The sequence below is a fragment of the Dyadobacter ginsengisoli DSM 21015 genome (genome assembly GCF_059568735.1).
In genome coordinates this window covers 224114-241286 of the sequence record NZ_JCANTY010000010.1, presented here as the reverse complement: position 1 = coordinate 241286, position 17173 = coordinate 224114, and the positions used below count along the sequence as shown (strand labels likewise).

Here is a 17173-nt window from a genome sequence, read left to right as displayed (position 1 = left end):
AAATAAATATTTTTGTTAATAAAAATATAACATTTATTAAAAAATATTAATAATTAACATACAATTATAATAGACTATTTGCCTATTTGTTTTTTTAACCGTATTTTCTGAATCACCTGTAACCCAACGCCCCGGCCCTGTTTTTGCCCGTTCACAATGGCCGACCGGTAATGGATCCCTCCGTACAAACGGCTGTATGCCGCTTCCTCGGCTGCTGCAGCAAATGAGGGGAACCGACGAACAGGCAATCCGTAGGGAGTTTCGGTATAATCATCAAATACAAACCCCGCGCCCAACTCCGTTTCGAGCACCTCCGCGGCAGCAGTTGAAATGACGCTATGCCCGCTGGTATACTCCGGAAAAGGGGGTGTTTGCAGCAAAGGCCGCCACTTTTCATCGATATAGGCATTGATCACCGTTTCCGGCCGGATCAACTGGCTGCGGTACTTCTCGTCCCAGCAACTGATGAAACCATCGAACAATGCAATGGAGGTCAGCAGGTACACCGCCGACGATTCGATCCAGCCTTTACCGATACTTTCTGTGGCCTGTCCGGCAATTGAAATCCAGTGCCCGCCCGGTGAGAGTTTCTTCGTAGCGAAGTTCAGATGGCCCTGCGTATTGAGGTAGAACGGGTTGCAATCCCAAAAACTGGCGATTAGGATTTCTTCCTTGCCGAGGTTACGGGTTCTGTCATAAACTTCCTTCACCTCCTTCATGAACGTGCTTTCCGGCCCGGTGTCGAAAACCGGGGGCGGAACAGGTTTGAACTGCGCCGCGGAGTCGAGTGAAACGGGGCGGATCTGGCTCCAATAGGGCTCGACGGCATCAATGTAACCCGGAGGTGTCGGTGTCCATTTACCTTTTTCCTTGCTGTACGCATACCGGCGTTTCTTCCTCGTAGCAGCATAATTGTCGCGCGCCGACCATGCCAGAATGCTATCGCTCACCATTTCTCCCAGTCGCAGAGAATTCTGGTAAACTCCCTCGTCGCGCTCGCCTACGCTGGCAAGAATGTTTTCGGAGCTGTCTTTCAGCATCGATTCGGAAAAAACCAGTCGTCCGCCGGTCCTGAAAAACGCGTATAAGGCAGCCAACTGATAATTAATATTCCCCTTTTGGTTCTGCGCTTCGATCCTGGGAAACTGGTTAGCCTGCCCGTAAAGACTTTTGTAGCCTTCCTGACCGTGTATGAGTGTTTCGTAGGCCGCCGCATTGGCATACAGATAAATTCGGCTTGCAACAGGTGGCGAAAATATGTCGTGTACGATCACCCGCGTGAGATTTTGCTCCGCCCGGTGCAGCAAAGCCGTAGCCGGCTGCGCACAAGCGACATCCCCGCACGCAAGCATAAACAATGCGCACGAAAGGTATTTGACGGACCTATTCCGGATCACTTTTTCCATTCGAGCAAAACCGGTTGATCGTTATTAACGGTAAACAATATACGCTTTTTGTTTAATAAAGCAACACTCCGGACATCACCACCTACCCACAAGCCGGTCGCGGCGGGAGAGAGGGTTTCAAAACGGAAAGGCGCTACCTGCTTCAATATTGCCCCCACCGAAGCATCACAAGGCCCGAGCTGAACGCGGTAAGGCGAAAAATTACCCGCTAGGATCAGGTCTGTCTTGCTGTCACCATCCAAATCCTGCGCGATAATGCTGCTCGTCCTGGAAAACTGTACCGCTTCCGGGAGCGCATGCCGTTTGAATTTGAAATTCCCCAGATTTTCCAGCACTATGCTTCCCAGCTCTTTGCAATACACTTTTTTGCTCTTTTCCACGGCTTCTTTACCAAAAACATCTGCTATTGTTGCGTCCGCATATAAGGTATAGCTGATGTATTTTCTTTTGAGGGCCGTCATCTGGTCGAGCATTTCATCGCGGGAGAACATGGGGTAGCTCTTCCCACCGATATAGTAAGTGCAAACGGGGTCGATTACGCCGTTTTTATCAAAATCATCATAATAGATCGTCAGCGGCCGGTCCGGTGTGGGTTTGTATTGATTGTTTAAACCCGCATTACCGAGTATAAAGTCGAAGTCGCCGTCGCCATCGAGGTCGGCGGTTTCCATCGCGGCCCACATTCCGTCGGAATCCCTTAACTCATCAACCGGCTGACTTTCAAAGGTGGTACCTGTATTTTTAAAAGTCATGATGGGCATCCAGTCGCCTGCGAGTATCAGATCGGTTTTTTTGTCGGCATTTAAATCCGTGAAAACGGCTGCGGTAACCATTCCCGGGTTCAGCAAAGCGGGTACGCCTGCTGTAATGTCCGTGAATTTCACATGAATACCCTGGCTATCATTTCTTAACAAATAACTTCTCGCCGCCATCGGGAATGAGCCGGGTACTGCGCGGCCGCCTACGAAAAGATCGAGATCTCCGTCGCCATCTACGTCGGCTGCGGCAATGCATTGCTTGGGATTACGCATAGACGGCAGCGCCAGTACTTCCTCATGAAAAACGCCCCTCCCATCGTTCAGGTACAGATGGTCGCGGTATTCGGGCGCATTTTCTTCGAACTCATTTCCTCCGCTCACGACATACAAATCGAGGTCGCCGTCGCGGTCGGCATCGAAAAACAATGCATTCACTTCCTCACAAGCCACATTCTGACGCCAGGGCTGGGCAGCAGCGCCTTCGAATGTACTATCCTGTTTCTGAATGTAAAGCACACCAAACTGGTGCGAAGCGCCACCCAGGAACACATCGTCGAGCCCGTCGCCGTTTACATCGCCCTTCGCGAGCGCGGGCCCGAGTCGCGATAGCTGGTAAGGCAGTAGTACCTCCACTTTGAAATCCACAAAATCATTCTCCTGATGCACAAAATCAATTCCCGCCCGTGCAGCCGCGTTATGAAACCAAGGCGTCGTGGCGGACATGTTAGGCTTCGGATCGGTGCCGTCCGCTTCCTTCAATACCACCAGCCCCGCCGGTTGGCTGGCCAGTAATGTAGTTTTTCCCGAAGGCCACTCGATCCTGACCGAATCGGCCTTCCCGGCATTGCCCAGGCCAAAATGCAGATCGGTCGTGACCGTCGACTGGTACCCGCGCACCGGGTAGAGCTCCGCATATTGCATGGTCCCTCCCGCATACACGCGCGCTTTCGCGCCGAACGCCTGCGAATTGGCATTCAGGCCGAGCAGACGTAGCGTAAGGCCTTTTTTGTTCGTCTGATTCTGGTAGATTGAAACCGGATCGTTAATGTGCGAGATGATCATGTCCAGATCGCCGTCGCCGTCAAAATCCGCATAGGCTGCCGCATTGGAAACCGCCAGCTCATTCATGCCCCATTTTTCGGAAACATCCTCGAAAGCAAAACTTCCAGATGCGCCATTATTCCTAAAAAGATAGTTTCTCAGCTTGTTGGAAGGCATTTTCTGCACCAGATCGTAGGTCTTGAAATTTAAATTCCCTTTACCCGCTTCCTTCATTTGCTCGTCGGCGACGGTGTATTTCAGGAAATCCATATTGGTAAAATCCCGCAGGTAGCCGTTGGTAATGAGGAGGTCCTTCCAACCGTCGTTGTCCAGATCGGCCATTAGTCCCGCCCAGCTCCAATCGGTATTGCTAATGCCTGCCAATTGTCCTATTTCGCTGAAACGTACATTGCCCGCTCCATCCACTCCCCTGTTCAAATGCAGCATATTCCGCATATTCTGATGGTAGTAACCGCTATCGAGCAGTAAATGGTATTGATCGTACACATCGGGCCCTTTGAGGAGCTTCTGCCGGTGATTGTCTTCGGGAAGCATATCAAGCGTCAGCACATCCGGCAGGCCGTCGTTGTTGAAATCCGCCACATCGGCGCCCATTGAAAACTTCGAAACGTGGGTAAACGACTTCCGCAGCGACTCGGTAAATGTGCCGTTCCGGTTATTGACGTAATAGCAATCGACCTCTGTGTAATCACTCGTAGAATAAAGGTCCGGCCAGCCGTCCTGATTCATATCTGCCACCACGACGCTCAGCCCGAAGTTCAATGCATTGTTGATAATACCCGCTTTCTTCGTCACATCCTGGAATTTGAGCTTTCCCTTTTCACTGATATTCTCAAAAAGCCGGTTGCCGAAATAAGGGTTCGGCGTCGCCCGCATTTCTCGGGTATTCAGGAATGGATTGACGGTGTGGTTAGAGTGGTTCAGAAGGAACATATCCAGGTCGCCATCTTTGTCATAATCGAAAAAAGCGGCCTGCGTCGATTGTGACCCGATTGCATTCAAACCTGCTTCCACGGCCACTTCCTTGAAAACCGGCACACCGCCTTTGACGCCCTGATTGATAAACAGCTCATTGTTCTTGTCCGACAATTTTCGATAGAACCCGGAGTGGCAAACGTAAATATCAGGCAAACCGTCGCCATTCACATCCGCCACGCTCACGCCCGTCGCCCATTTGCCATTACCTTCCACCTTTGCTTTACGGCTAATGTCTTCAAATGCGATACCTCTTTCGCCGGAACGATTGAGGTACAGCTTGTTGGGGACGGTATTTCCGGAAATAAACAGATCGGGCTTCCCATCCGCATTGAAATCGCCCACTCCGATCCCGTTTCCGTTGTAGAGATATTCATACCGGAAAATGTGCAGCGAATCGTTCTCCTCGATCCTGTTCACAAAGCCAACGCCGGTTTCTTTGGCGGGTAACTTCTTGAAAACAGGTTGGGAAAAAACGGGGGATGGCAGCAAAAACAACAGATAATAGAGTTTACCCATGCAATTCCGTTTATGAAATTATCAGATCAATTCCACTTAAAAACAAGCTCGTCGTCGCCAGGCTGCCTGTCGACATACATCAGGATGAGCGTCATCATCTCCTGATCGCTACGCATATTACCCGTCGACATCACCAATTGCGGCGGATTGTGCGGGTTTGCCGGGTTGCTTGCTGTGTTGTCATAGGTGGCTTCCACCGTCAGCACAGCGCCTTTCGGCAGCAATAATGGCTTTTTATACTTGTAAATCTCCTGCCAGCGGAAATCCCAGGCCGGAACATGCACCAACTTCACGGTATCGCCCGTGGATAACGTCGCATAAGCCTTGAACTCCTTACCCAGGTAATGCATGTGCGGCCATGCGTAAAGTAGTGAAATATCGGGTTGGTTGTTCGCGATGTGCAGTTTGAAACTGCTCACCTCGTTGGCGAAGATCATCAGCGGAGGGCTGATCTCCTTTTCACCAATACCGCCCGACCCGAGGCTGATTACCTTCACTTTCCGTTTGATAGGCGTTTTTTTGAAGAAAATATTGACACCGTCGATGCTTTGGGCGTCCACCGAACTTGGACCGAAATGCACGGTCAGCAATACCACGCCTCGTTTCGGCATGACCCAGCCCATGTCCTCGGGATATCCTTCGACCGTCGTTCCGGGGATCCAGCCGCCGTAGTAGGTCATTTCCTTTTTATACTTGACCCATTCATAATATTTATCGCCCTCAGGCCCACTCAAATCGACTACATCGACAGTGTTATGCAAGTCCACCGAAGCGTCCGGAACGGGATGGATCGCGAAATTGGCATGGTGGATCAGTTTCTTGTTGTTGGAAGTGAATTCAATGGCCTCCACATTCGCCTCCTGCGCCATTTGAAATGGTATTTTGAACATGACGAAGCGCTCTTTCGTATCGCCTTTCAGCGTGAACGCCTCCTTCATGCTCAGTTTGAGGTCGGGCTTGCGCTTATAGGCAGTTCCGGCGTCGAGGCGGGCTCGCAGATCCTGTTCCGCTTTGAGATTGTCCTTGCCTTTGGGTGTACCGCCGTCGATCCAACCAACGATGGTTTTGATATCTTTTTCGCTCAGTGAGCGGTCGTTTGCAAAGGAATTGTAGTGATTATCGGCTTTCCACGGCGGCATATACCGCGAGCTGACGACCTGTTTAATGAATTTGGAGCGTTTGGAAACGTCCTCGAATGTCAGGAGCGGAAACGGCGCTGCTTCACCCGCACGATGGCACGGTACGCAGTTAGCATGAATAATCGGTTGTACATCCTTATAAAACTCGGGAGTTTGGCCTGCACACCAATCACACAACAACGACAAAAAAACCAGAACAAGGCCTTTTCGGAACAGCATGGTAATGAGTGGGTTTAACTCATGCAATTTAAGAACTTTAAATTAAATTTTAAGAAAATTTAATAATTAGGCTACAAAATTGACTAAATCTTATACAAGTCACCAATCGAATACACTTTGGCAGTACTTCTTGTCTGATACTCAGTGCCTCCATAAATCAGATGCAGGCTGACATCCTTCGCCATTTTTTCGAAATAAGTAAGTCCATTGAAAAAGTCGTTCTGAATCGTTTTTCCTGACTTGATTTCAACCGCTTTGATTTTCGCGCCTTCCTGAATGATCAGGTCCACCTCGTGCTGAGAATAGTCTCGCCAGAAGTAGAGCCGGGGCTGCCGGCCAGTATTCAGGATGTTTTTTTGAATTTCATTAATGACCAAATTCTCAAATAAAGCACCTTTTGCAAAATGTACATTCAACTCCTGCACGCTGGTTATACCTAGGAGATGTGTCGCCAGCCCGAGATCGTAAAAATAGACCTTCGGTGTGCTAACGATTCGCTTGCTGAAATTTTGGTAAAACGGTTGCAGCCTGAATGCGATAAAAGATGTTTCGAGCACTGAAAGCCATGCATTTACGGTCTTGTTGTCAACACCCAGCTCTACACCCAGACTCTGCTGGTTGAATAATTGTCCGATCCGCCCTGCCAGCAATTGAACAAAGCGCTGGAAAAGCGCGAGGTTAAGAATATTCTTCAGTTGCCGGACATCTCTTTCTATATATGTACGGAGATAGTTGTCATAGAATGTGGTAGCGTCAATATCCTCTGTCAGCTTTCGCGGGTACGAGCCTGAAATAATGTAATCCTCCCAGCTCTGCGGTTTGAATTCCGAAGCTTCCAGCTCCTGCATTGAAAATGGTAAAAGGTAGAAAATCGCAACCCGGCCTGCGAGGGATTGGGTGATCTGTTCCATCATCAGGAAGTTTTGGGAGCCTGTTAGTATGTACTCACCCTTACGCTTCCGATCGTCGGTAAAAACTTGGAGGTAGGAAAACAGCTCAGGCACATATTGCGCCTCGTCGATGATCACGCCGTTTTGGTATGTTTCCAAAAAACCTACCGGATCATCCTGGGCAAATGCCCGGGTGCTCAGGTTTTCCAGATTTACATACTGATAATCCGGGCGCACCATTTTAGCCAGTGTGGTTTTCCCCGATTGTCGCGGGCCGGTCAGGCTGACGATCGGGTACTTATCCAGCATTTCGCTGACTTTGGTTGCAAGAGCTCTTTGTATCATTATGTAAATTTAGGAATTGAGTTCCTAAATTTACATAAATTGATCTAATTATTTATAAATCAGCTAAGTACCGCATACATCACAGCACAATCGCCGTCCCCGCGCCCCCAGCAACCGCATTCGCCAATTCATCTGCATGGCAAATGGTCACTTGCTTCACGCCCGAGTTCAATGCCGCAAATGCATTGTCCAGCTTTGGTATCATACCTTTATTAATAGCTCCGGTCGATTTGTATTCTTCATAAGTGGCCGGAACGAGTTTGCCGATCACCGCGTCGTCGTCGTCCGGATCGGACAGCACGCCTTTTTTCTCGAAACAATAGATCAGGTTCACGTCAAATGCTTCGGACATGGCCACGGCTGTTGCGGACGCCATGGTGTCGGCATTGGTATTCAGGAGCAGGCCTTCGGTGCTGTAAGTCAAAGGCGCGATAATGGGGGTGAGCCCGCTGGACAGGATGGCGTTGATCTGTCCGCTATTCACGGCTTCGATGTCGCCTACAAATCCGTAATCGATCGTTTTGACGGGGCGTTTGACGGAACGAATGATCCCACCGTCGGCGCCGGTGAGGCCGATCGCATTGCAGCCACCTGCTTGCAGCTGCGCCACGAGGGTTTTATTAACGAGCCCACCGTAAACCATCGTCACCACGTCGAGCATCGGCTTGTCGGTAATGCGACGGCCGTCGACCATCTGCGTCTCGATCTGTAATTTCGCGGCGATCTGCGTCGCTACCTTGCCTCCGCCGTGCACGAGGATTTTGGGGGCATCGAGTTGCGCAAAAGCTTTCAGGAAACGGGCACATGCTTCGTGATTATCGATCACATTACCACCGATCTTGACTACATATAAGGCTTGGGACATGTTAATAACTGTTAACTATTCTGAATTTGAGGCGACAAAGGTAGTAAAGTCGCGAAACGGTGAAAAGGGAATTTTATATCATGAATTTTTTTGTGAAAATTACGTTGGTTAAGAAAGCTCTATCAAAATTATAGATTGATCGGCCAGCCCATTCCGGCTGGCAAAAGCCATTACCCCAAACATCGACATGAAACGCGGTATCATACTCATTCTCAGCATTTGTCTTTTCGTAACCGCCTTCGCCCACGCGCAGGTCCAGAAAGCCAAGGCACATTGGACTTACAGCTTTTCCAAACCGGAAGTTAAAAAAGGCGAGACGGTCGACCTGGTGTTTACCGCGATCATTGACAAGGACTGGTACATGTATTCCTCCGATTTCGATCCGGACCTGGGACCGATGCTGACGACATTTACCTTCGAAAAAAACAATACTTTCGAGGTGGTCGGCAAGCTGAAACCACAGAACCCGAAAACCAAGTTTGAAGAAGTATGGCAAGGGAATGTCCGTTATTTTGAAGGGAAAGGTGTTTTTAAACAAACTATCAAAATCCTGGCCGACAATCCGGTCATTAAAGGAAGCTCGGAATACCAGACTTGCAGCCACGTTTCCGGCCTATGCATCCCCGGCAGTGACGATTTCGAATTCAAAGGCCTGAAAGTTGTCGCAGCGGGCGCAGCCACAACCGAACAACCCACAGTCGGCGTAACCAAACCAGCAATTGAACCTACTACACCAGCCGCAACAGCCACGCAACCGGCCGATACCGCGATAGCCGTAACAGCAACCGATATTCCTGCCACGACAGACACCGCCGCTACCCAGGTAGCCACGCCCGAAGCAAGCCAAACATCGTTTTCCGAAACACCCGATAGCGACGGTTCGCTACTAGGCTTTGCATTGGCTGCGTTCCTCTCCGGCCTTGTGGCATTGCTCACGCCCTGCGTTTTCCCGATCATCCCGATGACCGTCAGCTTTTTCACCAACCAGGAAAAGGGCAAATTCAAGGCATTTTTATATGGCATTTCAATTGTTCTGATCTATACATTAATAGGTACGGTCGTTTCCCGGCTGAATGGTCCCGCATTTGCCAACTTCCTCAGCACACACTGGCTGCCTAACCTGCTGTTTTTCGGGATTTTCATCACCTTCGGATTGTCCTTTCTGGGACTTTTCGAAATCGTATTACCAAGTGGTTTTGTCAATAAAATGGATCAGAAAGCGGATCAGGGCGGTTATGCCGGGGTTTTCTTTATGGCTTTTACACTCGTTTTGGTTTCCTTTTCCTGCACCGGGCCGATTGTGGGCAGCTTGCTCGTGGCCTCGGCGGGTGGCGAAGTCGTGAAACCGATTGTGGGAATGGCGGCATTCTCTGCTGCATTTGCCATACCGTTCACTTCGTTTGCATTGTTCCCGCAATGGTTGAAATCACTGCCCAAATCCGGTGGCTGGTTGAATACGGTCAAAGTGGTTTTAGGTTTCCTGGAACTGGCGTTGGCATTGAAGTTTTTCAGCATCGCCGACCAGGTTTATCACTGGCATTTGCTGGATCGTGAAATATACCTTGCATTCTGGATCGTCATTTTCGCGTTGCTGGGTTTCTATTTGTTAGGTAAAATCCGCACGCCGCACGATTCGCCCTTGGAAAAAGTGAGCGTACCGCGATTATTGCTTTCTATTATCACCTTTACGTTCGTCGTATACATGCTCCCAGGCATGTGGGGTGCGCCTTTGAAGGCATTGGCCGGTTACCTGCCGCCGCAGTCTACATTGGATTTTGATTTGAATAAAAGAACAGCCGCTGCTTCAACTTCCGGCGTTTCCGGCGAGGCCCGCAAGTTTGCCGACCTCTTCCATTTACCGCACGAGCTGGAAGGTTTCTTCGACTATCAAGAAGCATTGGCCTATGCCAAAAAGGTCAACAAACCCGTTTTCATCGACTTCACCGGCCACGGCTGCGTCAACTGCCGCGAAATGGAAGCCCGCGTGTGGGTGGACCCGGCGGTTTTGCAGCGCCTGAACAACGACTATGTGATTGTTGCATTATATGTAGATGACAAAACCGAGTTGCCCGAATCGCAATGGTATACTTCAAAATACGATAATAAGGTGAAGAAAACCATCGGCGCCCAGAATGCCGATCTGCAAATTGTGAAGTACAACAACAATGCGCAGCCGCATTATTGCCTGGTGGATCATGAAGGTAACCTGCTCGTAGCGCCTAAAAACTACGATCTGGATCCGGCGAAATTTGCTTCGTTTCTGGATAGCGGGAAGGCGGCTTTTGGGAAGAAGTAGGCGTCGGTTTGCGCTGTATAGAAGTTATCCCCTATCATTACGGGATTTTTCTAAACACTATTTCCCAAAAAACCGACCGAAACTATGCTCAAACGCTGGCTTACCGCGCTGACGCTACTCACCACCTCAACGATTTTTGCCCAATCCATCCGACCACCCGCTACTCCGCTGGTGACCGTGGATCCCTACACCAGCGTATGGTCCTTCGGCGACCAGCTGGCAGGCTCCATTACCAAGCACTGGACCGGCAAGCCGCATCCGATGGATGGCCTCATCCGCGTTGACGGCAAAACTTACCGCTTCATGGGTGCCGCCACGGCCGAGATGAAAACGATTTTACCCACCGCCAAACAGGAAGCCTACACCGCCAAATTCACGACCACCAAGCCAGACCCGAAATGGTGGTTCAAAGACGGTTACAACATCAGCACGTGGAAACAGGGGCCCGCGCCATTCGGCACGCACGACCGCAATGACGCGATGCTCAAAGGCGGCACCGAATTCCCACAGGAACTCTGGTACCGCCGCGATTTCAATCTTGCAAACGTCGATTTCGAAAAGCCGGCCCTGAATATCTTCCACGACGACGATGTGCAGGTTTTTATCAACGGCGTTCCCGCATTCGATTGCGCGCCTTGCTTTACGGGCGAATATGAGTTCAAACCGATCAGTCCGGCTGCTGCGAAAGCATTGAAAAAAGGCAAAAACACGCTGGCCGCTTACGTGAAAAACGGAGCTGGGCCGGGTTATATCGATATTGGTCTGGCTGACGAAATCGCTCCAAAAGGCGCCGATGCCATTGCATTGGCGAAACAGACCGGTTTTGAAATGAAGGCTACCCAATCCGTCTATCGTTTCGATGCCGGAGCCGTGCAGCTTACTGTGCGTTTTGTGGCACCGCTTATCGCGAAGGATATGGATTTGCTTTCACGTCCGGTCAATTATGTTGTTTATGAGGTGAAATCAGCCGACGGCAAACAGCACGATGTGAGCATTCTCAATTCCGTTTCCGGGCTTTGGGCTACGAACGACGCAAGTCAGTCGGTAACGGGCAAAGAAGCGAATCAGGATGGCTTGACGACATTATCCCTTGCGAATTCGGTTCAAAACCTGTTGGCCAGAAAAGGCGACGATGTCCGTATCGACTGGGGCCAAGTCTATCTCGCGGCCCCGCAAGGCACTGTAAAAGGCTCGGCGATCGGCCTGTCGACGGATATTATTAAAGAATTTGCTTCCAAAGGCACATTAAGCATCGACCAGGCCGGCTCGGCTTCTGCTGACACAAAGTCAATGGGTTTAATATTGAATGCAGGAAAAGTGGGTGCGGAAAGCAAATCGCTGCACGCATTGCTGGCTTATGACGACGGTTATTCGGTCCAGTATTTTGGTCAAAACCTGCGTCCGTGGTGGAACCGCGCCGGCAACAAAACCATTGCCGGGGAATTGAAAAACGCAGAAACCGATTTTGCGAAAATTCTCCAAAGCTGCGAAGAAACCGACAAGACGATCTACGACGACGCATTCAAAGCCGGAGGAAAACAATACGCCGAACTTTGCCTACTAGCGTATCGCCAGGCTATTTCAGCCCACAAACTCGTAGCCGATCCCGCTGGCACCCCACTGTTTTTCTCCAAAGAAAATTTCAGCAACGGCTCCATCGGCACCGTCGACGTGACTTACCCCTCGGCACCGCTCTTCCTGCTCTACAACCCGACATTGCTCAAAGGCATGATGGAACCGATTTTCTATTATTCCGAAAGCGGCAAATGGACCAAACCTTTCGCTGCGCACGACGTGGGCACCTACCCGCTCGCGAACGGACAGACGTACGGTGAGGACATGCCCGTGGAGGAATCCGGCAACATGCTCATTCTCACGTACGCCATTTGCAAAGCCGAAGGCAACACCGATTTTGCTAAAAAGCATTGGAAAACGCTCAGCGTTTGGGCAAATTATTTGAAACAGGAAGGTTTCGATCCAGCTAATCAGCTCTGCACCGACGATTTCGCCGGCCATTTGGCGCGGAACAGCAACCTGTCCATCAAAGCGATCATGGGCCTGGCCTGCTATGCGAAAATGGCGGAACAACTCGGCGACTCCAAAGAAGCCACCGCAGTAAATGCATTGACCAAAGACTTCGCCGGAAAATGGATGCAAATGGCCGCCGACGGCGATCATTACGCATTGACCTTCGACAAAAAGGGTACCTGGAGCCAGAAATACAACCTTGTCTGGGATAAACTTCTTGGCCTGAATGTATTTCCGAAAACCGTCGCCCAGAAGGAAATCGCCTATTACCTCACCAAACAGCAACCTTTCGGCCTGCCGTTGGACAGTCGTAAAACCTACTCCAAATCCGACTGGATCATCTGGACCGCCACCCTGGCCGAAAAGCCCGAGGATTTCCAGGCACTCATCCAGCCCATCTACAAATTCGCCACCAGCACCACCGACCGCATCCCGCTATCGGACTGGCACGAAACAACCAATGGAAAGTCTGTTGGATTCCGGGCGAGGTCTGTCGTTGGAGGGTATTGGATGAAGGTGCTTGGGGAGAAGTGGAAGTGACAATAAGTTAGGCTAAAAGCAGTATCCCCAATGTCAGTCTGAGCGCAGTCGAAGACAGTCCATACGGCACCGTGAACATCGCGCCGGGCCCTTCGACTTCGCTCAGGGTGACATCGTTTTTGCCTCTTTCAAAAATCATAACTAACTCCATCCGGCAGGGCTTCCACAGCCACTTTCATCCATTTGCCTTTGATCTTGATCACTACCATGTCGCGGTCTTTATCGTAGAAGATCGTCCCGTCCCCGCCGTTTTTCAGTTCCTTGTAATTGACATATTTGGCGTCCTTATCCGCATTCTGTTCGTCGTCACCGGCCGGTTTTGTGGCTGAAATATCTTCTTTTCCAATAGCGCCGAGGGTTAATGCATTGGTCAGTTTGAGCGAACCATAGAATAATGCCTTGTCGCGCCCGAACATAAAGGAGTGCTGCCGAACGTCGGAGCCGATTTTGAACCAGTTATAGGCCGTTTCGTCATGGTTATACACCGTGGAGTAATAGTAAAGCTCCGCCACCGGCCGCTCCGCCTCCACATGTTTGTTGACGAGCATGGTAATGCGGGATTTATCGTCTTTGGCATACCCTTCAAACACATGGTAACCCCAGCGCTTCCGGTTCCGCTCCTCGGCATTACCCCGGACCTGGATCATGTACGGCGTGCTCAGGATACCATCTACGGTCGTGTACATCGGCGTTTTGCCAGGGACAAAACCAAAGCTATATCCCCGCTCTTTCCATCGGAACCAGGTCGTATCGATATCCGAACGCAGTTCTACCCGGTGTAATGCTGATTGTTCGCTTCCTTTTATGAATTGGATGTAGCGATTTTGCAGGCCTGCTTCCGGGGCCTGTTGGGCGCGGACGGTCATGCATGAAAACAGGGTCAGAATTGAGAGAATGTATTTTTTCATATTGTGAATGTAGATCGTAAGCTTAAAGATACATTCACAGCCTATCTATCTTTTTTAAGCCTCAATCATTCCGTTATTCTGCCCGCAATGCCTTTACGGGATTCATCAAAGCTGCTTTTACCGAGCGGTACCCAACCGTCACGATCGCAATCAGAAAAGTAATACCGATGGCGGTCAGGAAGATGGTCGCGTTGAGGTCGATATGATATTGGAAGTCGGACAGGTATTTGTCCATCAGCCACCAGCCGATGGGTGCGGCTATGACGAAGGCGATCAGAAGCAGCTGGGCAAATTGGCGGCCGAAAAGCCACACAATACTTCCAACCCCTGCGCCGAGCGTTTTGCGGACGCCGATCTCCTTGATTTTCTGCGCGGCCATGAATGAAATGAGTCCGTAAAGTCCCAGGCAGCCGATGAAGATCGCGATCCCGGCGAAGAGCCACATGAGTTTCAAAACGAGCTGGTCCGTCTCATAAAAATGTTTCAGATGCTCGTCCAGAAATTGGTAGGAGTATATTTGATCACGATTAGTTTCATTCCACGCCTTTTCAAGCGATGCAAGCGTCTTCGGCATATTCCGGCCACTGATTTTCAGTGCAATGCTGGAATAATTATCGGACCGTGTGGTGAGGCAAAGCGGATCGATTTTCTGGCGGAATGAGCCATTATGGAAATCCTTGATGACGCCAACGATGATGCCGTTGCGGCGATTGATATTCGCATTTTTACCAATCACCTCTTCCACCGACCGCACTCCAAGCTTTTTCACAGCCGTTTCATTCAACAAATATTCCCTGACCGTGTCCGACTCGGCCAGATTCCGGCCAGCCACGAGTTGCAGCCCGAACATGGGGAGATAGCCGGGGTCACCGGATTTGACAAAAATCGTAAATTTCTCTTCCTCCGCCCGCGACGCATAGCGAATACCGGTATCGAAATTTCCCTGCGGTGATGCAGGCGGCGATTCGCAGAAAGTGATCTTCTCCACCTCAGGCAGTTGTTCAAAACGGGCACGCATGGCGCTGGTTTTGGCCGGAGTAGTTTCGGGCACGGGCAACATCACGATGGCTTCCTTACTGAAACCCATATCCGCCTCGCTATTGAACTGCATCTGGCTCGTAACGACAATCGTGCCGATAAGAAGCGTTTGCGAAATGGCAAACTGGGTTACTACCAATCCTTTCCGAAACGAAAATCCTCCGATCTGGTCTTGGGTCAACTTACCTTTTAACGCGGTAATAGGTTGAAAACCGGCGAGTACAAGTCCCGGATAAGCCCCGGAAACGAAGGTTACCACCACCAGCAAGCAGACAATAAATACCAGCTGACTGATGTCCTCCACGAAATTCAACGTGACGCGGGCTGACAGCAACTCGTTCATATAAGGCAAGGCGAGATAGGACAATCCGACTGCCAATACGAATGCAATACCCGTAATAAGCGCCGTTTCGCTGATAAACTGCCAGAAAAGCTGCGCTTTCATACTACCCATTGCTTTTCTTACACCAATCTCTTTGGCGCGGCCCAATGCCTGGGCAGTAGCGAGGTTGATGAAATTCACACAGGCCGTGATGATGAGGAAAACCGCGATGAGCGAAAGCGCAATGAGCTGACTTTTCGCGATCGCGCCACCAAATTCCTGGTTCATATGAACATCCGATAATGCCTGCAAAGAGAAGCGGAAAGTCTTTGCGCCCTTTGCATCATAATATTTTGTGGAAATACCCGCCATTGCTTTTTGCGCTTTCGCGACGTTCGTACCGGGTTTGAGGAGCACGTAGGCCGCCGTGCCGCTGTAAATGCCGCCCCAGGTGTTAAGCCAAGGCTGCGTTTGGCTGATCGTGACGTAAGAAAGATATATTTCGTACCGGATATCCGTGTTTTCAGGCGCATCGCTGATGACACCGGTGACTGTAAAATCGGTCTTGTTATCAAGCCGGAAATGCTTGCCGATCGCACTTTCCCCGTGAAAATACTTTTCGGCCACCTCCTCGGTGATCACGGCAGTATTGGGTTCGGAAAGCATTGTTTTCGCATTCCCGGCCACCAATGGAAAGCCCATCATTTCAAAAAAAGCAGGCTCGACATAGGCAACCCCGTTCGCCTCACTGAACTTGGCATGCTTCGCTGACGCTGGAATCGAAATCGTGCCGCCAAAGTTGATCAGCATCGACGCCTTCTCGACAAACGAATAATCGTCGCGCATCGCAGCCCCAATCGGCTGCGGCACTGTGCCGTATTTACTTACGGTTTCATTATGCAGTTCCGAAGTTACCCGGTAAATGCGATCGGCTTTGGAATGAAACTTATCGAAACCAAGGTGATAATGTACGAGCGAGAAAATGAGAATCCCGCAAGTCATCCCCAGCACGAGGCCGAGGACGTTGATGATCGTATACGACGGATGCCGCGCAAGGTTGCGCCGCGCGATGGTGAGATAATTATGAAGCATGGCTAATGGGACAGTCGGCCGACGGCTTTCGGCGGTGGGTTTTGTTTTAGGTTTACTATTAAAAAAGCGCTTTTTGAGCACGTATGGCTTAATGAATTTCAAAACCTCGGCAGCATATTGCCTTTTTGCAGCGCCTATGCCCAGCCGTTTCACATCCATTTCAAATTGTTCATGCAAATCGCCTTGCAGCTCTTCGAAAAGTTCAGGCGGGCACAAAGCGCGAAAAAAACGATCCGCCCAGGCAGGTGGTGACGCAGATTTTCTCATGACTGCAAAGTTGAAGTGATCGCATTCCAGAACTGGCTCCTCACCTCCTGAATCTCCGCCAGAATCTGCCGCCCCGCGGCCGTAACGGTAAAAAGCCGCTTCCGTCGCCCGCCCCTGCTCAGCGTCGCGCCACCCATTTCCGAGGTAACATACCCCTTCTCTTCCAGCCGGTACAATGCAATATGCACCGCACTGAGGCTGATGGTCCGGTTAGCCCGCTCGCGCAGCTCCTCGGCCACCGCCACGCCATAAGCGCCATTATTCACGACCATCACTGCAAGCAGGACAAGTTCTTCAAATTCACCCAGGTACGATCTGCCCATTTGTTTGAGAGTATTTTATTATTATTTGCTAAACAAATGGTGTGCCAGGAGTTAGTCTCGAAGATTACTATCAGATAATGAGAATATTAACTTAAAACTTGAAACTTATTGAATGTCCAGAATCGGACGGGGGATTGATGGAAACGGACGAGGGATTGAGGGTTGTGATGCTTGTAAATTT

Annotated in this window: 10 protein-coding genes; 2 read left to right on the top strand and 8 right to left on the bottom strand. The window is 50.3% G+C overall.

Features of this window, described 5'->3' with window-relative positions:
* Positions 1-74: 74 nt before the first annotated feature.
* The 5 genes from BP71_RS31945 to argB all read right to left on the bottom strand — a co-directional run bounded on the left by BP71_RS31945 (position 75) and on the right by argB (position 8178).
* Complete coding sequence (locus BP71_RS31945) at positions 75-1406, bottom strand: vanadium-dependent haloperoxidase (protein WP_496385696.1); 1332 nt, start codon at positions 1404-1406, stop codon at positions 75-77.
* Entirely contained in the window at positions 1394-4720 is a 3327-nt protein-coding gene (locus tag BP71_RS31940) for a VCBS repeat-containing protein (protein ID WP_496385694.1), read from the bottom strand. The genes BP71_RS31945 and BP71_RS31940 overlap by 13 nt, the downstream gene beginning before the upstream one ends.
* 26 nt (positions 4721-4746) lie before the next feature.
* Positions 4747-6078: a c-type cytochrome gene (locus BP71_RS31935; protein ID WP_496385693.1), complete on the bottom strand. Its 1332-nt coding sequence runs from the start codon at positions 6076-6078 to the stop codon at positions 4747-4749.
* 83 nt (positions 6079-6161) lie between these two features.
* Positions 6162-7313, bottom strand: coding sequence for an ATP-binding protein (locus BP71_RS31930; RefSeq protein WP_496385692.1), 1152 nt, complete (start codon positions 7311-7313; stop codon positions 6162-6164).
* 79 nt (positions 7314-7392) lie between these two features.
* Positions 7393-8178, bottom strand: a complete 786-nt coding sequence (gene argB, locus BP71_RS31925) for an acetylglutamate kinase (protein WP_496385691.1) — start codon at positions 8176-8178, stop codon at positions 7393-7395.
* Between the two features lie 187 nt (positions 8179-8365).
* On the opposite strand from argB, the gene BP71_RS31920 reads away from it, so the two are divergent.
* On the top strand, positions 8366-10474 hold the full coding sequence (locus tag BP71_RS31920; protein WP_496385690.1) for a protein-disulfide reductase DsbD family protein: 2109 nt from the start codon (positions 8366-8368) through the stop codon (positions 10472-10474).
* Between the two features lie 84 nt (positions 10475-10558).
* On the top strand, positions 10559-13042 hold the full coding sequence (locus BP71_RS31915; protein ID WP_496385689.1) for a glutaminase family protein: 2484 nt from the start codon (positions 10559-10561) through the stop codon (positions 13040-13042).
* Positions 13043-13170: 128 nt separating this feature from the next.
* Here BP71_RS31915 and BP71_RS31910 read toward each other — a convergent pair whose 3' ends face one another.
* The 3 genes from BP71_RS31910 to BP71_RS31900 form a co-directional block, all read right to left on the bottom strand.
* Positions 13171-13950 carry a hypothetical protein gene (locus BP71_RS31910; RefSeq protein ID WP_496385688.1) on the bottom strand — a complete coding sequence of 260 codons (780 nt, stop codon included), beginning with the start codon at positions 13948-13950 and terminating at the stop codon, positions 13171-13173.
* Positions 13951-14023: 73 nt separating this feature from the next.
* Entirely contained in the window at positions 14024-16669 is a 2646-nt protein-coding gene (locus BP71_RS31905; RefSeq protein ID WP_496385687.1) for an ABC transporter permease, read from the bottom strand.
* Positions 16666-16992 carry a PadR family transcriptional regulator gene (locus tag BP71_RS31900; protein WP_496385686.1) on the bottom strand — a complete coding sequence of 109 codons (327 nt, stop codon included), beginning with the start codon at positions 16990-16992 and terminating at the stop codon, positions 16666-16668. The genes BP71_RS31905 and BP71_RS31900 overlap by 4 nt, the downstream gene beginning before the upstream one ends.
* Positions 16993-17173 lie beyond the last annotated feature (181 nt).